22 protein-coding genes are annotated in these 21,724 nt (G+C 39.1%); 3 read left to right on the top strand and 19 right to left on the bottom strand.

All coding sequences use genetic code 11. From position 1 onward, the window contains the following. Positions 1 to 23: 23 nt before the first annotated feature. Entirely contained in the window at positions 24 to 764 is a 741-nt protein-coding gene (locus ACOMA9_RS03540) for a TrmH family RNA methyltransferase (protein ID WP_247906207.1), read from the bottom strand. 31 nt (positions 765 to 795) lie between these two features. Between ACOMA9_RS03540 and ACOMA9_RS03545 the strand changes: the two genes are divergently transcribed. Further along, entirely contained in the window at positions 796 to 1,074 is a 279-nt protein-coding gene (locus ACOMA9_RS03545) for an acylphosphatase (RefSeq protein WP_003029956.1), read from the top strand. A gap of 79 nt (positions 1,075 to 1,153) precedes the next feature. Further along, positions 1,154 to 2,071, top strand: a complete 918-nt coding sequence (yidC, locus tag ACOMA9_RS03550; RefSeq protein ID WP_151379994.1) for a membrane protein insertase YidC — start codon at positions 1,154 to 1,156, stop codon at positions 2,069 to 2,071. 74 nt (positions 2,072 to 2,145) lie between these two features. Here the strand turns inward: yidC and ACOMA9_RS03555 are convergent, their stop codons facing one another. The 15 genes from ACOMA9_RS03555 to nrdR all read right to left on the bottom strand — a co-directional run bounded on the left by ACOMA9_RS03555 (position 2,146) and on the right by nrdR (position 16,958). Next, entirely contained in the window at positions 2,146 to 2,610 is a 465-nt protein-coding gene (locus ACOMA9_RS03555) for an 8-oxo-dGTP diphosphatase (RefSeq protein WP_330945349.1), read from the bottom strand. Positions 2,611 to 2,689: 79 nt separating this feature from the next. Beyond that, positions 2,690 to 3,172, bottom strand: coding sequence for a transcription elongation factor GreA (greA, locus tag ACOMA9_RS03560; RefSeq protein WP_003029952.1), 483 nt, complete (start codon positions 3,170 to 3,172; stop codon positions 2,690 to 2,692). Between the two features lie 94 nt (positions 3,173 to 3,266). Then, positions 3,267 to 3,515: a hypothetical protein gene (locus ACOMA9_RS03565; RefSeq protein ID WP_106083588.1), complete on the bottom strand. Its 249-nt coding sequence runs from the start codon at positions 3,513 to 3,515 to the stop codon at positions 3,267 to 3,269. A gap of 109 nt (positions 3,516 to 3,624) precedes the next feature. Further along, positions 3,625 to 5,229: an endolytic transglycosylase MltG gene (gene mltG, locus ACOMA9_RS03570; protein WP_330945350.1), complete on the bottom strand. Its 1,605-nt coding sequence runs from the start codon at positions 5,227 to 5,229 to the stop codon at positions 3,625 to 3,627. Between the two features lie 98 nt (positions 5,230 to 5,327). Beyond that, a complete protein-coding gene (locus tag ACOMA9_RS03575) occupies positions 5,328 to 5,837 on the bottom strand; it encodes a GNAT family N-acetyltransferase (RefSeq protein WP_003029948.1) in 510 nt (169 codons plus the stop codon). Further along, positions 5,834 to 6,367, bottom strand: coding sequence for a GNAT family N-acetyltransferase (locus ACOMA9_RS03580; RefSeq protein ID WP_003041370.1), 534 nt, complete (start codon positions 6,365 to 6,367; stop codon positions 5,834 to 5,836). Before ACOMA9_RS03580 ends, ACOMA9_RS03575 begins: the two co-directional genes overlap by 4 nt. Further along, positions 6,357 to 7,688, bottom strand: coding sequence for a UDP-N-acetylmuramate--L-alanine ligase (murC, locus tag ACOMA9_RS03585; protein ID WP_151379993.1), 1,332 nt, complete (start codon positions 7,686 to 7,688; stop codon positions 6,357 to 6,359). The genes ACOMA9_RS03580 and murC overlap by 11 nt, the downstream gene beginning before the upstream one ends. 81 nt (positions 7,689 to 7,769) lie before the next feature. Beyond that, positions 7,770 to 8,414 carry a divisome accessory protein ZapJ gene (zapJ, locus tag ACOMA9_RS03590; protein WP_151379992.1) on the bottom strand — a complete coding sequence of 215 codons (645 nt, stop codon included), beginning with the start codon at positions 8,412 to 8,414 and terminating at the stop codon, positions 7,770 to 7,772. A 40-nt stretch (positions 8,415 to 8,454) separates the two neighbouring features. Further along, the gene (locus tag ACOMA9_RS03595) at positions 8,455 to 11,565 is read right to left on the bottom strand and encodes a pilus expression-regulating Snf2 family helicase (protein WP_421424671.1); all 3,111 of its coding nucleotides are present in this window, start codon (positions 11,563 to 11,565) and stop codon (positions 8,455 to 8,457) included. Between the two features lie 80 nt (positions 11,566 to 11,645). Further along, a complete protein-coding gene (locus ACOMA9_RS03600) occupies positions 11,646 to 11,984 on the bottom strand; it encodes a hypothetical protein (RefSeq protein WP_003029943.1) in 339 nt (112 codons plus the stop codon). A 92-nt stretch (positions 11,985 to 12,076) separates the two neighbouring features. Further along, entirely contained in the window at positions 12,077 to 13,387 is a 1,311-nt protein-coding gene (gene der, locus ACOMA9_RS03605) for a ribosome biogenesis GTPase Der (protein ID WP_151379991.1), read from the bottom strand. Between the two features lie 338 nt (positions 13,388 to 13,725). Then, a complete protein-coding gene (locus ACOMA9_RS03610; protein WP_330945351.1) occupies positions 13,726 to 14,439 on the bottom strand; it encodes a nitroreductase family protein in 714 nt (237 codons plus the stop codon). Then, the gene (dnaI, locus tag ACOMA9_RS03615) at positions 14,436 to 15,335 is read right to left on the bottom strand and encodes a primosomal protein DnaI (protein WP_247906439.1); all 900 of its coding nucleotides are present in this window, start codon (positions 15,333 to 15,335) and stop codon (positions 14,436 to 14,438) included. Before dnaI ends, ACOMA9_RS03610 begins: the two co-directional genes overlap by 4 nt. Next, positions 15,336 to 16,484 (bottom strand): DNA helicase, encoded by a 1,149-nt coding sequence (locus ACOMA9_RS03620; RefSeq protein WP_151379989.1) that lies wholly within the window; start codon positions 16,482 to 16,484, stop codon positions 15,336 to 15,338. After that, positions 16,485 to 16,958, bottom strand: a complete 474-nt coding sequence (gene nrdR / locus ACOMA9_RS03625; RefSeq protein ID WP_144211171.1) for a transcriptional regulator NrdR — start codon at positions 16,956 to 16,958, stop codon at positions 16,485 to 16,487. Positions 16,959 to 17,124: 166 nt separating this feature from the next. On the opposite strand from nrdR, the gene ACOMA9_RS03630 reads away from it, so the two are divergent. Beyond that, the gene (locus ACOMA9_RS03630) at positions 17,125 to 17,754 is read left to right on the top strand and encodes a hypothetical protein (protein WP_151380002.1); all 630 of its coding nucleotides are present in this window, start codon (positions 17,125 to 17,127) and stop codon (positions 17,752 to 17,754) included. A 46-nt stretch (positions 17,755 to 17,800) separates the two neighbouring features. Here ACOMA9_RS03630 and ACOMA9_RS03635 read toward each other — a convergent pair whose 3' ends face one another. The 3 genes from ACOMA9_RS03635 to ACOMA9_RS03645 all read right to left on the bottom strand — a co-directional run bounded on the left by ACOMA9_RS03635 (position 17,801) and on the right by ACOMA9_RS03645 (position 21,722). After that, positions 17,801 to 18,616, bottom strand: coding sequence for an endonuclease/exonuclease/phosphatase family protein (locus ACOMA9_RS03635; RefSeq protein ID WP_330945352.1), 816 nt, complete (start codon positions 18,614 to 18,616; stop codon positions 17,801 to 17,803). Positions 18,617 to 18,632: 16 nt separating this feature from the next. After that, the gene (locus ACOMA9_RS03640) at positions 18,633 to 20,822 is read right to left on the bottom strand and encodes a PTS transporter subunit IIBC (protein WP_049534654.1); all 2,190 of its coding nucleotides are present in this window, start codon (positions 20,820 to 20,822) and stop codon (positions 18,633 to 18,635) included. Positions 20,823 to 21,032: 210 nt separating this feature from the next. Next, on the bottom strand, positions 21,033 to 21,722 hold the full coding sequence (locus ACOMA9_RS03645) for a response regulator transcription factor (protein ID WP_247906440.1): 690 nt from the start codon (positions 21,720 to 21,722) through the stop codon (positions 21,033 to 21,035). Between the last annotated feature and the right edge of the window lie 2 nt (positions 21,723 to 21,724).

Below are 21,724 nucleotides of genomic sequence, written 5' to 3' on the forward strand. Positions count from 1 at the left end.
AATTATAAATACATTTCTAAATTTTAGCTTAAAGCGAAGATGAGAATGCCTGCTGCCACGGCGACATTTAAACTCTCAGCTCGTCCTTTCATCGAAATATGAATGAGGTTATCAGCTGCTTCTGCCATTTCATGACTAATACCCTGTCCTTCATTTCCCAACACAAGAGCAAAATCCGACAGTGGTGCTAACTCTCGATAATCCATCGAATCTTTTGAAAGCGTCGTTGCTAATATCGGCAATTGTACTTGCTTGGTAAGATTAAGAAAATCTGATGTTCTCACTCTATAAATAGGTAAATGGAAATGACTGCCTTGCATGGAGCGTAGGGTTTTAAGATTGTAAATATCTGCCGAATGCTGCGAAATAAACACTCCATCATAACCAGCTGCATCAGCCGTTCGGATAATCGTTCCTACATTTCCGGGATCCTGCACATCTTCTAAAAAGAGATATTTCCCTTTGAGAAATGAAGGAGCAGATTGTTTTTCAAAAGCAATCTCTGCCACGATGCCCTGCGGTGTTTTGGAATCAGCCAAATCTGCTAAAATATCTGCCGTCACCACATGAACTTGAGGAAAATCTTGCACTCTATCAACAAATTCTTCTAAAACAAAGATATTCCGAAACTCAGCCTGTGCTTGGACTGCTTCTTCAAATAAATGCCAGCCCTCAATTAAGTATGAGTCTTTCCGATACTTTTTTTGAAGTAATTTCTTGGTATTTTTTACCACATTATTAGCTTTTGAGGTTATAATATTCATAGAACTATTATATCACAAAAAGGAGGTTCACATGCAAAAAGTAAGAATGATTGCACAAGGTCGCGTGCAAGGAGTTGGCTTTCGTTGGGGTGTTTACACACTTGCCACAGAAATCGGTGGCATCACTGGACGTGTCTGGAATAATGAAGACGGAACTGTAGAGATCTTAGCACAAGCGGAGAATTCTGCCCTCATGGCGAAATTTATCCAAGAAATCCGCAAAGGACCAACGCCATTTTCAAAAGTCAGCTATTTAGATGTCACAATGGCTAATTTTGATTCCTATTCAGATTTTAAAATTGCAAATTAGGTCCCAAGAACTATTGTATATTTAGGAAAAAAACAGTAGAATAGAAAGGTATTATTTTTTAGAAAAAGGAAACAAACACGTGAAAAAATTAAATCGTATTTTATTCTCAGGTTTAGGGCTGTCTATACTTCTGCTACTCTCAGGATGTGTGCAAGTCAAAGATGGCAAGCCTGCTGGATTTGTCTGGGATATTATCGGAAGACCAATGAGCCTTGCCATTCAGTATTTTGCTAATAATATGGGACTTGGTTTTGGTGTCGCTATTATCATCGTCACCTTGATTGTGCGCTTGATTATCCTTCCACTTGGACTCTATCAGTCTTGGAAATCAACTTACCAATCTGAAAAGATGAATTACTTGAAGCCTATTTTTGAGCCGATCCAAGAACGCATGAAGAATGCGGAAACACAAGAAGAAAAACTGGCTGCTCAGCAAGCACTCATGGCTGCTCAAAAAGAAAATGGTGTCAATATGCTTGGTGGGATTGGATGTCTTCCCCTCCTGATTCAATTGCCATTTTTCTCTGCCCTTTACTTCTCTGCTCAATATACTGAAGGAGTAGCTAAGAGTGTATTCCTAGGAATTCCACTCGGAAAAGCCAGCATTCTCCTTACTGCTATCGTCGGTGTTTTGTATTTTATCCAGTCTGCTTTAACTCTTGTTGGTGTTGATGAAGTTCAAAAAGAACAAATGAAAAAAATGATGTACATGAGCCCGCTCATGATTGTTATCTTTTCTTTCACAGCTCCAGCAGGTGTCACACTTTACTGGGTAGTCGGCGGTTTCATCATGATTATCCAACAATTGATTATCAATCATTACATCCGTCCTCAGCTTAGAAAACGCGTAGCTGAAGAATACAAAAATAATCCACCTAAAGCCATTAAAAATTCTGGTCGTAAAAAAGATGTGACACCTCAAGCACAGGCCGTTATTGAAAATAGAAAACAAAATAAAAAGAAAAATCGTAATGCTGGAAAACAACGTTCAAGATGAACAAAAAAAGCTGGAACAATCATTCCAGCTTTTTGCTTGCCGTTCAATTTAAATGTTCTCATTCAAAAATAAACTTACCAAAATTCGCGAACAAAATCATTTTCTAAGCGTTCACTATAAAATAATTCTGACAATGATTTGTCATCAAAAATACGTAGCAAATTTTTTAAATCATAAGCCAATTCGAGAGTATCTAACTCTTCACGCGCCACCCACCTAACTTCACCTTCTTCTGATGAACGGAGATGTCCTGAAAATTCATTTGTGCGATAAAGAAAGACCAGATAACGAATGCCTTCTGCCGTGTACCAATGTTTCATACCAACTAGTCTAGGATGATAGATTGTTAGTCCCGTTTCTTCATAAATTTCACGCACAACTGCTTGGTGGAGGCTCTCCTTTTCTTCTATATGTCCGCCGGGTAAGGCTGCTCCTGACCAAGAATACATCTTGGGATCACGGATCTGCATGACAATGCGATTTTGATTATCTTCAATCAGACACATATTGGTTAAAATTACTTGAGACTTACGAGCCATACTTCTCTCCTCTATGTTTTGCAGAGACAACCCCCGTGGTACTATTACAATCACGGGGGCTCATCTTACTCATTTTTAATTATGCCGTTTTTTCGACTTTTAGGATTTTTACATCATAACTGCCCACAGGTGTTTCAACTGTAGCTGTATCGCCTGTTTTCTTGCCAATTAGAGCTTGTCCAATAGGACTTTCATTAGAAACTTTTCCTGCAAAAGCATCTGCTCCTGCTGCACCAACAATCATATAGACTTCTTCGTCCGTTTCGCCAACTTCTTGAATTGTAACAGTCTTACCAATAGCGACTTCATCTTGCGCCACTGCATCGCTATTTACAATTTCAGCATAGCGAATCTTGGTTTCCAGACTTGAGATTTGGCCTTCAACAAAAGCCTGCTCATCTTTGGCTGCTTCATACTCACTGTTTTCTGATAAGTCTCCATAAGAGCGAGCAATTTTAATACGTTCTACCACTTCTGGACGGCGAACTAATTTTAATTCTTCTAATTCTTTTTCAAGTTTTTCCTTTTCTTCAAGGGTCATGGGATAAGTTTTTTCTGCCATTATTTTTTCTTCTTTCTATTTTTAAAATAAAGAGGGAGTGGGACAGAACTCATCTTGAAAATTTTAGTTCCTAGTCTCACCCCCGCAGGGTTGCTCAACAGTCTCCCAGACTGTTGAGGTGGTGGATAAAGAAAACAAAGTTTTTGTCAAAAGTGTTCTTCCGAACTTGAAAAGCAAACAGCTTTGAGATTTGCTTTTCAAGTTCTATCCGCCACCTCAAAGCAATGCTTTGAGCAATCAGCAACTGCGTCGTTGGTTTATTATAACTATATACTTTATACTTTGAAGCTGGAAACTTTCGTCCCAGCTTCTTTTTAATATTCGCTTGCTTTGCAAGGTGCATTCTTCATCTAGTCTAAAATACACTTGTAGCAATCTTTTTAGACTTATACATCATTGCTCAGAAGTAGAACAAAATCAAGTTTTAAAAGTTACGATTTTGTCCCGCTTTTTTAACTTGAACTACTTGATTGTGTCAATTTACTATTAACATGTTCTTGAACATTTTTTTCATGTTCTTCATAGGTATTTGCGAAATAAACATTTCCTGTTTCTGTATTAGCTACAAAGTAAAGATAATCCGTTTTAGCTGGATTAACAGTCGCTTCAATAGCAGAAAGACTAGGATTGCCTACAGGACCAGGCATTAAACCGGTATTTTTATAAACATTATAAGGCGAATCAATATTAGTATCAATCGCAGCGTCTTCTGCTAAGGTTGTCTTTTGACCAAGCTTCCCTTGAGCATACAAAATTGCAATATTACTTTGCAAAGGCATGTTTTGATTTAAACGATTGTAAAAGACACTTGCGATGTTTTTTCGGTCTTGATCTGTTGAACCCTCTTTTTCAACCAAGGACGCAATTGTTAAAACATCGTGAACAGTCAAATTCTTTGAGGCTAAAACATCATAATACTGCGACATGGTTTTATCCATTGCTGCTAACATTTGGTCAATGAGCGTTTCAGCAGTTGTGCTATCGGTCACATTGTAAGTAGCAGGGAAAAGATAACCTTCTAAGCGATACTTAACACCGCTCTCTTTTTTCGCTAAGTTGCCTAATAAATTTGGATATTTTGCAACTTCATGAGTGATAAAATTATCATCTTGCACTTTCTTTAAGAACGTATCCGAAGACAATTTACTTTTCTTCAACTTCGCAATCGTTTTTGCAATTTGGTCAATCGTATATCCTTCTGGAATGGTTAATTTTTCCATTGAAGGATCCTGCGGAGTATCCGTTCCACCTTGCTGTAGCTTTTTAGCAATCGTATCCAAACTCATGCTCTTTTGCAGATTGTAATAACCCGATTGAAAATCTGCATAGTTATTAAACTTAGCATAATAGCTAAAAATCTGAGCATTTTTGATCAAACCAGCTTTTTCCAAGACCGTTCCAATTGCTTTGGTGCTCGATCCAGTCGGAATCTTAACCGTCACATACTTTGTATTTGTCGCATCAACTGGTTGTAAAGCTGATGTAACATAGCGATAAGCAAAGAAACCAGTTAAACCAATCCCTAAAAGTAGCAAAATTAAGACCGTTTTGACGATTTTTCCGGCGATTTTGTTTTGACGCTTCTTCGTGTTAATCGTTTGAGCAGTCCGATTTGAACGAGAAAGTTTCTTTGTGTCTTGCTCTGTTCCGTAAACTGCAGGTTGAACCAATTCTTCCGGAGCTTTACTTTCTTCAACCGCTTGATTGGTTGGATAAGAAACAGGAACTTTCGTTGTATGAGTATTAAACTCTTTCTCTTCCCTAGCTGCCGTTTCGGCTTCTATTTGTTCAACGGTTGGAAGGGGACTTTCTAAAGGAGCTGGCTCTGGTTCGCCACTTTCTTCTTTTTGAACTTTTGGTATATCCGTTTCAGAAGCAGTTGTTTTCTCCTCTTCCTGTGCAGAAGGAAGCACAGATTGGCCCAAACCTAACTTTTCCTGCAAGTCATTAGATTCTTCTACAGGTTTTGGTTGTTCAGTTCCCTTTGCTTTTGCCAAGTCGCACAGAATCTGCTCTTTAAAACTCAGCCCTTCTTTTTCTTGTGAATCTTCAGCCAAATAGTTGACCTCCTTGTTCAATATCCCTACTATTATATCTTAAAAGGTAAAGAAAAGCAATAAGAGAATGCCTTTCTTTCAAGCATTCTACAGAATAATCAATTCTTTTCCCCACTATTGGGAGTTTTCCAAAGCATATCATACCAAACTTCACCTGCATAGGTAGATTGGGATACACCCTCATTGATAAAACCATGTTTTTCGTAGTAAGCTACCAAATAATCATGACAAGTTAAGTTGATTCCCAAACGCTGGTCGCGAACAGCAATATCCTTCATTGCATTTAACAAACTTCGACCTAACCCCATATTTTGAGCATTTTTAGCAATAGATAAACTGGTCAACGAAATATAATGGTCTGTCAAATGACTATAATCTTCTACCTCAGAAGTAAAGGATTGGTCTACTAAATGGCGCTCAGGACGAACAGGTCCTTCAAGGTAGCCTAAAATCTGACCGTCTCGTTCAGCGACTAAGAAACTGGTTGTTAGTTTTTGGATATGGGCTTCTAAAATATCTCTACTCAGAGCTTCTTCTGGTCCAAAGTTTTCCCATTCAATAGTTGTAATAGCATCCAAATCTGCTAAATTTGCCTGTCTAATCTTCATTGTTCCTCCTTAAAATATGGATTATCCCAAACAAGTTCATATAAAATAGCATGGCTATCTACCCTTTCAGAAATTCCTTCGTTTATGAAAGCATTCATTTCGTAGTAAGAAATCAACTCATCTGAACAAACCAGCTGAAGACCTTTCTGATTTCGTGCAACAGCTATTTCTTTGCAAGCAGCTAAAAGCAAAGTTCCCAGCCCTTGACCTTTAAACTCTGGATGAATGGACAAGCGCTGAATCGTCATAAAATCAGAATCTCGCTGCTGTTTTGACGAATTATCTATCATTTCATTTGTCAAATGACGTGAAAAAACGGCTGACCCTACAATGTAGCCAGCTATTTTCTCATTTAATTCTGCTATTAAAAAGTTCGTTTGACCCTGTTCAATCCATTTTTGGAGCGTTTCTGCACCAGCTGCTTCTGTGGAGAAATTCGCCTCCTCAATCGCAACGATTGTCTCCCAATCTTCCGAAGCAGCTTCTCGAAAGGTAACTTGTGTGACTTGTGGTATTAGATTACTGGACATTGCTTGTCAAATTAGATAGCAAACGTTCAAAAGAATATTCATAAGTCTGAATATCCCCAGCTCCCATGAAAACATAAACAGCATTTGGGTGTTCTAACAATGGCGAAACATTGTCAACAGTAATAATTTCTGCCTTTTTGATAATTTTTTCAGCCAAATCTTCTACTTTGACATCTCCGTGATCCACCTCACGCGCAGAACCATAGATTTGCGCCAAATAAACAGCATCGGCTTGGTTCAAGGCTTCGGCAAATTCGTCCAAAAGTGCAATGGTTCTAGTAAAAGTATGTGGTTGGAAAATCGCAACAATTTCTTTACTTGGATATTTCTGGCGAGCTGCATCTAAAGTTGCAATGATTTCAGTAGGGTGATGAGCAAAGTCATCAATAATTGTCGTTCCATTGACCATTTTTTCAGTGAAGCGACGTTTCACACCACCAAAAGTGACTAAATGCTCCCGAACTAAATTCAAATCAAATCCAGCGGTGTATAACAAACCAATGACTGCTGTTGCATTCATAATATTATGACGACCAAAGCTAGGAATCTTAAATTCTCCTAATTCTTGCCCACGGAAAGAAACTTTAAAGCTAGAACCCGTTGTAGAACGAAGTAAATCATGAGCGATAAAGTCATTACCTTCCTTAAAGCCATAGTAATAAATAGGAGCATTAGCTGTGACCCGGCGCAATTCTTTGTCTTCACCGTAAACAAATAACCCTTTGCTAACTTGCTTAGCATAATCATTAAAAGCATTGAAAACATCTTCTAAGCTGGTGAAATAATCTGGGTGGTCGAAGTCAATATTCGTGATAATTGAATATTCAGGATGATAAGGCATGAAATGACGTTCATATTCATCTGCTTCAAATGCGAAGTATTTCGCATTTGCAGAGCCGCGCCCCGTCCCGTCACCAATCAGATAACTGGTATCCGTAATGTTTGACAAAACGTGTGCCAACATACCCGTCGTTGATGTCTTTCCATGTGCCCCTGCCACTCCCATGCTGACAAAATCACGCATAAAGGTTCCAAGGAATTCATGGTAGCGCTTATAAGAAATTCCATTGGCATCGGCATAGGCAATTTCAATATTATTATCCGGACGGAAAGCATTTCCCGCAATGACTTCTACATCTGCTTGAAGATTTTTTTCATCAAAAGGTAGGATTTTAATCCCTGCTTGTTCTAAGCCACGTTGTGTAAAATAATATTTCTCCACATCGCTTCCCTGAACGTGATGTCCCATTTGATGTAGCATCAATGCTAAGGCACTCATCCCAGAGCCTTTAATCCCGATAAAATGATAGGTTTTTGTCATAATTTCTCCTTAAATGCTAAGAGCGTTAAATTTAGTGAAACCAAGTTCACACAAAAATATTTGGCTCTTGTCAACGTTCGATTATTTTTCTTCCAGCCGTGTTAAATTTAGCTCTTGTGCTATCCGGCGCTCTCTTTGGCTTTGCAATTCTTTTTTATTGTAAATTTGACTTGTCTTTAAAAAGTCATAATTATTTTTAGCTTTTTTGGGCAATTCATTTGGTTGATGTACAGAAGGCTCCGTCTTGATATCTGCTAAAATATATTGATCCTGTTTCAAATTCCGACTGTATTTTGCCAGTTCACTACCATTTTCCTTTTGGAAAAATGCTGTTGGTTGATGTGAAATAGCTGTGTTACCATTCGTAACGGCAGGATAGGAGCGCTTTTTAGCAGTAAAATCCGATGTCAAATAAGCTGCCGAACGTTTCTTTTTCAAATCCGCTCTGGCTTCTTCTCTAGCCAATTCTGCATAGCTTTTTGGGGCAGGTTTTGCGACTTCAGCAGACGGAATAGCTGAAGTTGCTTGGTATGCTTTTCCTTTCCCTTCTCTTACTTGACTGTCTACAATTTTCTTTACAATTGGTTCCCATTCTAAATAATTTTTATCGACATAGTCACCATTAATATTGCTGATAAGATCGCTTTCATCATAAAGGTTCATACGCGGCATTTCTGATAGCATGACTTCATCGTCAGAAATCAATGGAAAAGATTTTTCTTTCATTAGCACATTCCTTTCAACACTTCATTATAAACTATTGATGCTATTTTTCAAGTGTTTCTGGAGAAATTCCTAGAATTTCTCGTATTTCAGCAACGGTTAGGCTGCTGCGCGACTCCGTTCCGTCTAGGATAGTTGACACGAGATGGCGCTTGCTTTCTTGCAATTCTTGAATTTTTTCTTCAATTGTGCCTCGCGTAATCAGGCGATAGACTTCTACATTTCTTTCTTGTCCCATACGGTGAGCTCGGCCAATTGCCTGAGACTCTACTGCTGGATTCCACCAAAGGTCAACTAGAATAACGGTATCTGCACCCGTCAGGTTCAAGCCAACACCGCCAGCTTTTAGGGAGATTAGAAAGGCATCTCCTTCCCCATTGTTGAAAGCATTTGTCATCTCTTGACGATCTTTTGCTGGAGTGGAGCCTGTAATTTTAAACGTCTCTATTTTCATCTTTTTCAATTCTTTTTCGATAATATCGAGCATGCCTCGGAATTGAGAAAAAATGAGCACACGGTGGCTTCCTGTCTGAATCTGCTCTAATAGTTCCATCAAGCTTTCTAGTTTACCACTCTCGCCATGATAATCTTCCATAAAGAGCGCTGGTGTATCACAGATTTGTCGTAAACGCATCAAGCCAGATAAGATTTCCATTTTGCTGCGATTGAGTTCTTCCTCTGTAGAAGCAAGCACGCGCTCCTGCATTTGTTTTAGCTGCGCTAGGTAGATAGCCTTTTGACTATCTGCCAGTTCATTGCGATAAGACACTTCAATGAGATCGGGCAATTCTTGCAAGACATCTTCTTTCTTCCGCCGCATGACAAATGGTTTGATAAAACGAGCGACAGTTTCTGCAGGCAATTTCAAAAAGTTCTTTTTGCTAGGTAATAATCCTGGCAAAACAATTTGAAAAATAGACCATAATTCGCCGAGATTATTTTCAATCGGCGTTCCAGAAAGAGCAAAGGTATTTTTGACCTCAAAATTTCGTAGATGATGAGCAATCTTGGTCTGTGCATTTTTCATGACCTGCGCTTCATCTAAAAAGAGATAATCGAAGTTCAATTGACTATATTCTTCAACATCTTGACGGAAAGAAGCATAGCTTGTAATCATCACCTGATGACCTTCTGCAATCAAGTTATCTCTGACTGGTTTTAATCCATAAATGACCGCTACATCCATTTCTGGTGCAAATTTCGCAAACTCATCCAGCCAATTGTAAATCAAACTAGATGGAGCCAAAATCAAAACATTAGTCTCTTTTTTTAGCTGACTACTTAAAAAGGCAATGGTTTGAAGGGTTTTTCCCAACCCCATATCATCTGCTAAAATACCACCAAATCCGTAATGATGAAGCATAGACATCCATTTGACACCCGTTTCTTGGTAATCACGCAAAGTTGCTTCCACTTTTAACGTCGGTAGCGCAAATTCCTCTGGATGCGTCAAATCAAAGGCTAAATGGCGAAACTCCTCTGAAAAACTAACTTTTTCTTGGTCTTTAAACAATTCAGATAGCTGATAAGCAGCAATCTTCTGCGTTTGGAAAATGCCGTCTTTTCCTTTTTTAGCTCGTAAATCCTGTAAGGTTTTGCTGACTCTTTTTGTTTCTTCGTAAAAAACGAGCACCTTACCAGAGCGACTAATGAAATAATCATTAGCCGAAAAAAGAGCTTCTAACGCATCGTCCACTTCTGTCTGGTCAATACTTGTAAAGTCAAACCCGATATCCAACAAGCCACCATTTGTCTGAACAGAAACTGCTGGTCTTTCCACTTGGTACAAGGCTGTCAGGTTTTCTGCCACAGATACCCTTCCCAAGCGTCTAAAATGAGGCAGAGCCACTGTGAAAAAGGAGTAGATTTCTTGTGGTTGCAATGGCGGACGAGTGCTTGTGAAATCTGCTTCAAAACCAGCAGACAGAGCTTGTTGAAAAACCCTTTGTTCTAACTGAAAATCGCTGGCAAATGGCAATTCTTCCAACTCAAGACGAGTATCCACAACACAATTTCCATAGTCAAACTGGATTTTGAGACGAATTTCCTGAGTATCCAATAATTCGAAATCAAACAGCGGAGTAAACGTATGAATTACTAAACTTTCCGATGCATGAATAAAGCCAATTTTACCAAATTCTAATAGTCCTGAAGCCAGTTTGGCTTGATCGCTTGTATCAAATTGAAGGCGTTTTTTGCGATCGGTATCCACAGGTAATTCTCGAATCACCTGAATCATCCGCTTTTGTTGCTCCGTCAGTTGATAAAAATGATCTCCATAAAAAATAAAGTCACCACCATATAAGATTTTATAATTTTGCTCTGTAATGATGAGCTCAAAATAATCTGAATTTTCCTCTACTGTAAAATCATAGATGCCTACTTCAGCATGCAAATCTTGAAAAAAGATTTTGTCATAGTCATAAAGACTGTATTCTAAGCGGAAATGCGGCAAATTCATAAGCCGATTCACGCCTTCTTCAAACAGACTAGACGGAAAATAAAGATGTCTAGCTGCATTTGGAAAGATAAAAGAAGCATCTTGATCCTGCTGATAAGAAACAAGTCCTCGTAAAAACTGAATCACCTCTTGGCTAGCTTCATCGAAAGCGGCTAATTGCATTTTTTCATAATAGTGCTTGCCGATTTGATAATAATCGCCTTTTTCAACAATCTTTAAAAAAGCACGAATATCCCGGATAACATAGGAGCGCTCATCTGGTAAACGACTGATACGCAAGGTCCACAAAAATTGTCCTGTATAATCATCTTCTTGCCCGACAGCAGACAGTTCATAGCGAACGGCTACATCTTCTGTCTGGAGGATTTTATCCAAGAAGAGACTGCCAAATGAGACCTTCGTTTGAGTTTCTTCTGAAGTTGTCTGCTCCTCTTCTAGATTTGCCAAAACGACTTTCCCTTCAGGATCATTTTTTAGAAAATATTCTAAGCCTGCTAGATGAGCACAGTATTTCTTTTTTTGAAAAAAATCACAGGCGCAAAAAATGGCTTCATCATCCAAGCTATATCGCAGATTGTGATTTTCCACTCGGCTGTAAATCATCTGATCTTTCACTTTGAGAATTTCAATTTTCCCTGCTTCGTAAAGAGCAATTCCTTCTGTCCGAATCTTCCCAGGAATCAATTTTGCCATAAGTACCACCTTTATTTTATCTATTCATTATACCATATTTTCAGTATAAAGAAAAAAAGCAAGGTTCGCCTCGCTTTCTTTTAGAAAATATCCTTGTTGAGCTTTTTATAGTGCTTAGTGCGTGCAATCAACACTTTCATAAAACCGACTAGCAATATTGTATTTCCTATTACTAAGAATACTAAAAGGAGCCAAATTCCCAGTAAAAGTATAGAGAATTTTGTTATCATAAGCCAAATGACGCCCAATGTTATAGCAGCCAAGAAAAGATGTGCAATTCCTACAACTATCAGACTAAAAAGTGATAACCAATAGCGAAAACCAAACGGTTTGTACTTTCTATCATCATAGTGAATATTCACATAAGCTGCACTTGCCATTCCAATGAGCACCACTTTAGCAATATTTATCCAATTCATATTTCTTTCTCACATAAGTACATTAGACTAGTTATCTTGTACTGTACCACTTCTACTATTTTTATGTTCAGCCTTATTTGGCTAGCTCCGCCCTACTTCCGCTTTCTGGCAATGAGATGAATTGGTGTCCCTTCAAATACGAAAGCCTTGCGGATTTGATTTTCTAGGAAACGCATATAAGAAAAGTGCATGAGCTCTTCTTCATTGACAAAGATGACAAAGGTTGGCGGTTTTGTCGCAACTTGTGTCGCATAGAAGATTTTCAGCCGTTTGCCTTTGTCAGTCGGTGTTGGATTGATTGCAATGGCATCCATGATGACATCATTGAGTACTGCAGACGGTATGCGGGTATTTTGGCTTTGACTAATTCTCTTAATCATGTCTGGTAATTGATGCAAACGTTGCTTAGTCAGAGCTGATACAAAGACAATCGGTGCATAAGAGAGATACTGAAATTGGTCGCGAATATCGGCTTCCCAATTTTGCATGGTCTTATTATCCTTTTCCAGCGTATCCCACTTGTTAACAACGATAATAATTCCTTTACCTGCTTCATGAGCAAAACCAGCAATCCGCTTATCATACTCGCGAATCCCCTCTTCAGCATTGAGCACCATGAGTACTACATCGGAACGGTCAATGGCTCGCATAGCTCGCATAACAGAATACTTCTCTGTATTTTCATAGACCTTGCCTGACTTGCGCATACCTGCTGTATCAATCATGGTAAATTCTTGCCCCTCATTGTCCGTAAAGACCGTATCAATCGCATCACGAGTAGTACCAGCCACAGGACTAGCAATCACACGGTCTTCTCCCAGAATCGCATTGATTAGGCTAGACTTGCCGACATTGGGACGACCAATAAGGCTGAATTTAATCATGTCTGGATTTTCAACGGCTTCTTCATTGGGGAGATTTTCAACAATGGCATCTAAAATATCCCCCGTGCCAATCCCATGAACGGAAGAAACAGGATAAGGGTCACCCAAGCCAAGCGCATAAAAATCAAAAATTTCACTACGCATCTCTGGGTTATCTACTTTATTAACCGCTAGAATAATCGGCTTGTGGGTCTTGTAGAGCATACGAGCCACATATTCATCCGCATCTGTAATACCTTCTTTTCCAGACACCACAAAAACGATGACATCAGCCTCATCCATAGCAATCTCTGCTTGGTGCTTGATTTGTTCCATAAAAGGCGCATCTACGTCATCAATCCCGCCTGTATCAATCATGCTAAACTTGCGATTCAGCCACTCAGCCGTTGCATAAATACGGTCTCTGGTTACTCCTTCAACATCCTCAACAATCGAAATCCGCTCCCCAGCAATCCGATTAAAAAATGTTGATTTGCCGACATTAGGACGGCCGACAATGGCAATGGTTGGTAAAACCATAGTGTTCCTCTTTCTATTCCAAGAAGCTGGGACAAAATGCTCAGCTTCACTTGTTTATGTAGTTATAATTACAGGACGCAGCGATTTGGAGAAACTCTGTTGACTTTAGTCAATTTAGAATTTCCCATGCACAATTGATTAGCACCTTAGTGCCAATCAATCACTGCTAAGTGGGGGCTAATGTGCTGATAAATCAGCTTTTACAACTCTTTTGACGTCAAGTTTCACTTGACTATTTCCAACTTCGAAAGATTCCCCAAACCTTTCGAGCTGTGCGGGGTGAACCAACAAAATCGAATTGCTTCGAAATGACTGTTTTTGGTCTCACTTCCTTTACTTTATAATAATTTCTTGTCTTGTAATAGATTCTGACTAGCAGGATTGGGCTTTTGAGCAAATTGATTCGTCAACCGCTCGCTCCATGTATCAGTTGCTCGATCTCCAGCATAGTCTGCCTGAATCTGATCATAAGCCTGAATAACAGACGCATCCTGTTCTTGATAATCTTCCTCAAAAACGACTGTTTCATACGGCAGGCGTGGTTTAACAGCATGGTGCTGAGCTGGCTTTCCCAAAGCCATTCCAAAAATAGGATACGTATAATCTGGTAAATTAAACAGCTCTGCTATTTCCCTAGAAGCATAGCGAATCAAGCCAATGATGACCCCGCCATATCCCAGACTTTCAGCCGCCAAAAGAGTATTCTGCGCGACCAGACTAGCGTCAACAGAACTAATCAGAAGATTCTCCACTCCTTGTGGGTAAAAGGCATTTGTGTGAAGTCGCACACCTTTCTCAGCTCGATTGAGGTCTCCAATAAAAAGAAGAAAAACAGATGACTGACGAATAGCCTCCTGAGGCACCAAATCAAACAAGGCTGCTTTCTTTTCTTGACTGCAAGTAACAATAATCGAATAAGATTGGAAATTCTTCCAGCTAGAGGCTGCTCGACCAGCATCAATAATCACCTTCAAATCCTCATCTGAAATCTGCTCATCTGTAAAACGACGAACAGAAGTATGCTTTTTCATCAAATCAATCGTTTCATTCATCGGCGATTTTCTCCTTCCAGACGAACTTCCTCTGCTAAGAATTTTATTCTTTCCATGACCCGACGAGCCTGCCAAGTTTCATCTCCGTTTTTGGATGTCGCAAAATGTCGTTCCAAATCCGCAAAATTAAAATTCGATGTAAAGAAAGTTGGCAAATTTTCCTGCATCCGGTGCTGCAAAATGACCTGCAAAATCTCATCTCGCATCCACGGACTTGATTGCTCCGCACCAATATCATCCAAAATCAATACTTGCGCTACTTTTACTTCATCAATCTTTTCCTTAACGAGACCAGAAGAAATAGCATTCTTTACATCCAAAACAAAACTAGGATAATGAAGCAAGGTCGTAGAAACACTACGTTTTTCCGACAAATCATGTGCCAAAGCCGCCATCATGTAACTTTTCCCTACGCCAAAATCACCATAAAGGTAAATCGCTTTTTTGTAGTTTGGATAATCTGCCACAAAATTCGTCAGCAATTCAAAAGCCTTGTAACGACCAACATCGTCCAAATCCACTTTTGCCAAACTAGCTTCCTTGAGACTAGCCGGAAGACTAATTAAATTTAACCGTGCATTGATAGTTGCTTGTTTCTGCGCTTCGACTAGTTCTGGAGTTTCTTCATAAGAAACGTCTGCATACCCCTCATTCTTCACCAATATCGGCTTATAGCCCTTAGCAATATACGCTTCATCTCCCAGTAAGAATCGATTGCGTTCAGAAATATACTGATTAAACTTAGAAATGCTTCGTTTGATTTCAGCAGGTGTTAATCGCTCAGACTGGATAAAAGCCACTACATCTGGATCGGCTACGATTTGCTTCACCAACTCTTCATAGTTAAATTGACGAGCTTGTTTCCTATACGCCATCGTTTGTCCAACACTCTCCATCTAGTCACCTCCTTGGTCTAATTTCGCTAAAAGTTTTCTCTTTTGCTCCTCTAGCTCAGCCTGCTTTTCAACACTTGTTTCATTCTTATAGTCAGGATTGCTCCAGTCGGGAACATTGCTCTTTGAAGTAGCCGTTTGATTTGCTTTTTTGCTTGGTTGTTGATTTCGCTCACGAATTCGCAAAACTGCCTCTTCTGCTGATGTCACTTCTTGATATGAAAAATCATTTGCTACTTTCAAAGCGTATTTTTCATTGAGATTAGCCGAATCCACTTTGTTAAAAGTCAACAGCAAAATCACATTAATCACTTCATCTAACAGTCCCAAATTTGCCAATTCTTGCAAACACTGACGTTCTCCTCGTGTGATTGTCGCATGCTTAGTTTTTTTGATTTCTGCTAAAAACTGCATGGCTGACTTACTCTTAGCCTCTCGAATAATCGTTTGTTCAGCGTTAGAAAATCCGCTTGCAGCAGGCTTCTGATTTAATTTTTGCTTCATTCGCTTGGTTGAAACCACATGACCGACAGCCGTCTCCTTAGCCAACAAGTAGGTCTCATACCAAGTCCAATTTTGTTGCTCTGAAATAGCAAAAAGTACCAGCAAATCTTCTTTTTCGTTTTCAAAACGCAAGTTTTCTCGCGCCATCAATTGTTTAAAGTAATCCAAGTCAAAATGATTCTGTTTTGATTGCGTCTCTGCCTTTGCATCTTCCACTTGAAAAATCTCTGACAGCTTCACATCTTGCTTCTCACCATTTGGGTGACTAGGTAACAAAGCCTCTACCGCAGCTTCACCAATCTTCTTTACTAGCAGGCGCTTGTAAACAGGATTGCTTAAAAATTCACCAGACGACAATGTGGGCTGCAAATAGACCTGAAAATGATTCTCCGTATGATAAAGCTCTACTAACTGCATAGCAGACAACATTTCTAAACTTTTTTGCAAGGCATTCATCCCCAGATTGAGATGATTCAAAATGTGCCCAAAGGTGTAAGATGATTTTCCGTTGTCCCAAAAAGCAAGAAAATACTGATAGATAGAGGTCGCTTCAAGCCCTAAAATTGGCAAATACAGACGAATCAAATTGGTGCTGTCCTGGCTAATCAGATTATTCTTCACAAAAGAAAATTGATCATTCGGTTTCATCTATTGTTCCTTTTTCTTTTTCGCTGTTTTTGTAATCTGTTTCAAGAGGTTTTCCAGCTCGCTCACATCTTTAAAGCTACGATAAACACTAGCAAAACGAACATAAGTAATTTCATCTAATTCCGCTAACTCTTCCATTACTAAACCACCGATATACTCGCTTGCGATCTCGTTTTCATTGCTGCTGCGCACTTTTTGCTCAATTCTGCTGACAATTTCCTCAATCTCATCACTAGAAACAGGACGTTTTTGCGCCGAACGAATGATTCCATTAAAGATCTTGTCTCTTGAAAATTGTTCCCGCGTGCCATCTTTTTTAACGACAACGAGCGTCCGTTCTTCTACACGTTCATAAGTCGTAAAGCGATACTGACATTCATCACACTCACGCCGACGACGGATTGTGTTGCCATCTTCTGCTTGCCGACTATCAATAACACTTGATTTACTACCACCACACTTAGGACAACGCATCTGCTTCCCTCCTGAATTCTTAATACTTCATTATACCATGTTTTAAGAAATAACAAAAGATAGGACCTTCCTCACGAAAACATATAATAATCCGTTATCCTATTTACTTCTCTCGAGAAATTTTATATAATAAATTGTAAACGTTATCATTTTAAGGAGAATTATGATGAAAAGATTTTTTTCTCTTGCCTTTTTTAAAGACAAAAAGAATATCGCTATTCTAACACTAGTCGTTCTTTTATTGGGATCGTTTTCTGCCATGGGAAACCAGCAGAAGGGCGAGAAAGAATATAAGGTACAGATTCAAAAATTAACAAAAAGCAATGAGGAAGTTACTAAAGATTACAAAGCATTAAAAAATGAGTTTGACTCCTACAAAAAAGAAAACGAGCAATATATTGCTCTAGGTAAAAAAGAGGAAAAAGCAAAGAAGGAAAAAGCAGCAGAGGAAAAGAAGAAAAAGGAAGAAGAGGCGAGAAAGAAAGCGGAAAAAGCTAAGCAAGAAAAAGAGACCGCAGAAAAAGTAGCAAAAGAACAAGAAATAGCTAGACAAGCAGAAGAAAAACGAAAACAAGAAGAAGCAGCTGCCGCTCAAGCGCAGCAACAACAAGAGGCTGCTGCAGCAAAAGAAGCTCAACAGCAGGAACGAACCGTTTATGTAGCTCGTAACGGAACTGCTGATGTTTATTGGTACAGCTTAGATAATATGCCACGCAATACACGGTTTGACAGAGTAGTCACCATGACCGAGGCCGACGCTATCAATGCTGGAAAACACCACACCTCTAAAGAATGACAATCAAAAACGGGAAGTTTTATCTTGAACTTACCGTTTTTGATTGTTAAAATGCAACTTCTGCTTCTAACCCAAAATGGTCACTAACAACAGGTGTTGCTTTGCCGTCAAAAACAACAGCAGATTTTTCAATGTTGAAATCTTTACTTGTAAAGATATAATCAATTTTTAGAGCTTCCTTATTTCCAGCCCAGCCAGCAATATCGCCTTCAACCGTTGCTGTACCAACGACTGTGTCAGCAACAGCATGACTATCTTGCAAAGCAAGTGGACTTCTTAGAATGTGCTGATAGCCTTCATAACCGACAGGATTGTTAAAATCTCCCATCAATACCAAAGGCATGTTGCATTGTAACAATTCTTCTTCTATCTGTGCCCACTCTTCTTGGAAGCCTTTATTCCACCAGGAAAGATGACAGGAAGCCACCGTTACAAGCCGTCCATCAACTTCTGTTTCCGCCAAAAGTACTTTTCTAGTGTGATAATCCGTTGGATCGTTGGCATCTGAAACCAATAACTCACTTGGTTTCAACGGCTTTAAGGATAAAATAGCGACTCCCTCATGAAACCGATCAAAACCAATATGATTATAAGCCCAAGACCAATGATAAATAAGACCTTTCTCTATCAATCTCTCCACGAGACAATGCGCAAAGTGGTCTTTATGAATCGCAATGGCGCCATCTACCGCATGATAAAATGGAGCCTGAACAACCTGTTCAGACTCCATTTCTTGATTGACTTCCTGCAGGCAAATGACATCATATTTTTCTTGAAGAATCCGCTCAGCTAGTTGATCTAGCTTTTTTTCTTGCTCATCTTCCATCCAACTATGAGTATTTAAAGTCAGGAATTTTGCCATGATTTCTCTTTCCTATTTACAATTCTACTTTAGCAACAACCGTTTTCGCTGCTACTTTGCCGAATGTTTCAACCGTTACAGATTTAATAGCTTGTGCATTTGTGAAGACAACAACTGTTGAAGTTTCACGACCTGCCGCTTTGATAGCTTCTAAATCAGCTGTCACAAGAAGATCACCTGCTGCAACTTTTTGTCCTTCTGCAACATGTACTTCAAATGGTTTACCTTCAAGACTGACTGTATCAAGTCCGATATGAACAAGCACTTCAAGGCCATTATCAGTCAAGAGACCAAGAGCGTGTTTTGTAGGGAAAATGCTTGTAACAGTACCTGCTACTGGTGAGTAGATATTCCCATTTTCAGGTTCAACTGCAAATCCGTCACCCATCATTTTTTGTGAGAAGACAGGATCTTTCACATCAGAGATAGCAATGACTTCACCGTCAGCAACCGTTTCAACTTCTTCTGTTACACCTTTGTAGCTCACTTCCGCAGCTTGTGAAGCTGTCATTTGACTCGGAAGAGTTTCAGGAATCACTTCACCTGAGTCAAGTAAGTCTTGAATATCAGATTTAAGAACATCCGCTTTCGGACCATAAATAGCTTGAACACCTTGGCCTTTCATCACCAAGCCCATTGCTCCTTCAGCTTTCCATTGTTCTTCTGTACCAACTTTTTCACCATCTTTGACAGTCACACGGAGACGTGTCATACAGGCATCTACATCAACGATATTTGCGCGTCCGCCAAGAAGGTTGATAATATTTACTGCTTGAGAAGCTTCAGCTACTTTGCCACCAGCTTGAGCAGATGAATCACTATCTTCTCCATCAGCTGTTTCATAGTTACCATTACGTCCTGGAGTTGCGTAGTTAAATTTCTTAATCATAAAGTTGGCAATAAAGTACATTCCAACTGCAAAGAGAACTGTTACCCAAATAAAGTTAATGATATCCATACCCAAACCAGCGTTGATTGCAAGTGGGGTACGAGTTAAGAATTCGATCGAACCAAATGAGTGAACACGCAAGTGAACAACGTCAGCCATTGCAAAGGCTAACCCTTGCACAACTGCATACACCAAATAAAGAGGTGTTGCAACAAACATAAACATGTATTCAATTGGTTCTGTAACACCTGTTAAGAAAGTTGCAAGTCCTGTTGCAATCATCATCCCTTTGTATTTATGTTTCTTATCATCATCTACATTTCGATAAATTGCAAAGGCAACCCCCATCAAAATACCAAATGAACCAATCATTTGCCCAACTTTAAAACGAGCTGGAGTAATACTATTTAGAAGATGTTGATATTGATCAGCGTGTGAACCTTTTAAATTAACAAGGTCTGTTACCCAAGCCAACCATAATGGATCTTGACCAAATACAGTCGTTCCTTTAGCAGCCCCTGTCAACACTTCATATGTCCCACCTAATTGAGTATAGTTGATTGGAATTGTCAACATATGGTGAAGTCCAAATGGTAAAAGAAGACGTTCTAAAGTACCAAACAAGAATGGTGCGAGAATTGGAGCTGTCTTTTGAGAGTTAGCAATCCAAATACCAAAATTGTTGATTCCAGTTTGAACAACTGGCCAAAATACTGCAAGAATCAAAGCCACAATTGTAGAACGCAAAATAACAACGAATGGCACAAACCGTTTACCATTAAAGAATGAAAGCGCATCTGGTAATTTACGGTAATTATAATATTTGTTGTAAGCAGTTGCTCCAACAAAACCGGCAATGATACCAACAAACACCCCCATATTAAGGGCAGGAGCTTCAAGTACACTTACAAAATAATCAGCCACCTTAATGGTTCCACCAAAGACAGTTTTTACAGTAGCTCCTTGTTTTGTAAGAAGGTCTGAAGTTACTCCAAAAAAGACCCCTGTAATACGGTTAATTAAAATAAATGAAAGTCCGGCCGCAAATGCACCACCAGCACGTTCTTTTGCCCAGCTACCTCCAATAGCTAATGCAAACAAAATGTGAAGGTTTCCGATAACTCCCCAACCAATTTGCTCAAGAATACCGCCTGTTGTAACAAGAGCAGCTACATTTGGATTGATCATTGGAATGGACTTACCAATACTGATCATCAAACCAGCCGCAGGCATTACTGCGATAACGACCATCAAAGCTTTTCCGAATTTTTGCCAAAATTCGAAACTGAATATGTTTTTGAATGTCTCTTTCATCATTCATATCTCCTTATAAAAATTCCACAAACGTTTTACGAAAACGTTTGCATTTATTTGACCCTTTAATTATATCATATATTTTTATTTTGTAAAGCATTTTTATATAATATTTTAAAAATTTTTCCTATTTCTTGCTTGCAAATTGTAATAGACTAGGGAAATACGCCCATTAGAAAAGTGCAGAAAAACGATATTTCCTGCACCTCAGAGTTATTCTTGCATAGCATAACCAACACCACGCACGGTTTTTATATAACTTTTTTGCCCCGCTATATCAATTTTACTACGAAGATAGCGAATATAAACATCAACAACATTTGTTTCAACAGCTCCTTCATATTTCCACACGCGCTCTAACAGCTGTTCACGGCTTAAAGCTTGATGGCTTCCCATCAATGTTGCTAATAAATCATATTCTCGTCGAGTCAAAGCAATCACTTCTTCACCTCGATAAACTGTATGATTTTGCACATCAATCCGAAGATTCCGATAAGATGTTGGAACTTTCATCTGACTACAATGCTGATCAATAAAATCACGTCCACGAAAAATGGCAGAAATTTTTTCAACTAAGTCCGTCACAATGAATGGTTCTACCATGTAAGCAACAGCAAAGCGTTGGATTTTCTCAGTATATTGAAGAATATTATCACGATTATCCAATACAATGATGACCGAAGCAGGCTTTATCACACTTAATTGTGCAGCAAATTCTGTTCCTGTCATATCGTCAAGCATAAAATTCAACAGGAATAAATCGTATTGATTCGCTCGCGCAGACGCTAAAGCATCTTTTCCTGTTTCAAAAAGATCAACTCGATAACCTTCTTTTTGTAGTTCTAAGCCAATAAATTGTGCTAACTTTTTTTCTTTCTCAACTAATAAAATCCGCTTCGCCATAG

Origin of the sequence: Streptococcus atopicus, assembly GCF_049166725.1 — a bacterium.
GTDB lineage: Bacteria > Bacillota > Bacilli > Lactobacillales > Streptococcaceae > Streptococcus > Streptococcus hominis.

Coding starts and splice junctions, on each gene's coding strand:
- ACOMA9_RS03540 (WP_247906207.1), bottom strand. CDS start 764: ATGAATATTATAACCTCAAAAGCTAATAATGTGGTAAAAAATACCAAG.
- ACOMA9_RS03545 (WP_003029956.1), top strand. CDS start 796: ATGCAAAAAGTAAGAATGATTGCACAAGGTCGCGTGCAAGGAGTTGGC.
- ACOMA9_RS03555 (WP_330945349.1), bottom strand. CDS start 2,610: ATGGCTCGTAAGTCTCAAGTAATTTTAACCAATATGTGTCTGATTGAA.
- greA (WP_003029952.1), bottom strand. CDS start 3,172: ATGGCAGAAAAAACTTATCCCATGACCCTTGAAGAAAAGGAAAAACTT.
- ACOMA9_RS03565 (WP_106083588.1), bottom strand. CDS start 3,515: ATGCACCTTGCAAAGCAAGCGAATATTAAAAAGAAGCTGGGACGAAAG.
- ACOMA9_RS03575 (WP_003029948.1), bottom strand. CDS start 5,837: ATGAAGATTAGACAGGCAAATTTAGCAGATTTGGATGCTATTACAACT.
- ACOMA9_RS03580 (WP_003041370.1), bottom strand. CDS start 6,367: ATGTCCAGTAATCTAATACCACAAGTCACACAAGTTACCTTTCGAGAA.
- murC (WP_151379993.1), bottom strand. CDS start 7,688: ATGACAAAAACCTATCATTTTATCGGGATTAAAGGCTCTGGGATGAGT.
- zapJ (WP_151379992.1), bottom strand. CDS start 8,414: ATGAAAGAAAAATCTTTTCCATTGATTTCTGACGATGAAGTCATGCTA.
- ACOMA9_RS03595 (WP_421424671.1), bottom strand. CDS start 11,565: ATGGCAAAATTGATTCCTGGGAAGATTCGGACAGAAGGAATTGCTCTT.
- ACOMA9_RS03600 (WP_003029943.1), bottom strand. CDS start 11,984: ATGAATTGGATAAATATTGCTAAAGTGGTGCTCATTGGAATGGCAAGT.
- der (WP_151379991.1), bottom strand. CDS start 13,387: ATGGTTTTACCAACCATTGCCATTGTCGGCCGTCCTAATGTCGGCAAA.
- ACOMA9_RS03610 (WP_330945351.1), bottom strand. CDS start 14,439: ATGAATGAAACGATTGATTTGATGAAAAAGCATACTTCTGTTCGTCGT.
- dnaI (WP_247906439.1), bottom strand. CDS start 15,335: ATGGAGAGTGTTGGACAAACGATGGCGTATAGGAAACAAGCTCGTCAA.
- ACOMA9_RS03620 (WP_151379989.1), bottom strand. CDS start 16,484: ATGAAACCGAATGATCAATTTTCTTTTGTGAAGAATAATCTGATTAGC.
- nrdR (WP_144211171.1), bottom strand. CDS start 16,958: ATGCGTTGTCCTAAGTGTGGTGGTAGTAAATCAAGTGTTATTGATAGT.
- ACOMA9_RS03630 (WP_151380002.1), top strand. CDS start 17,125: ATGAAAAGATTTTTTTCTCTTGCCTTTTTTAAAGACAAAAAGAATATC.
- ACOMA9_RS03635 (WP_330945352.1), bottom strand. CDS start 18,616: ATGGCAAAATTCCTGACTTTAAATACTCATAGTTGGATGGAAGATGAG.
- ACOMA9_RS03640 (WP_049534654.1), bottom strand. CDS start 20,822: ATGATGAAAGAGACATTCAAAAACATATTCAGTTTCGAATTTTGGCAA.
- ACOMA9_RS03645 (WP_247906440.1), bottom strand. CDS start 21,722: ATGGCGAAGCGGATTTTATTAGTTGAGAAAGAAAAAAAGTTAGCACAA.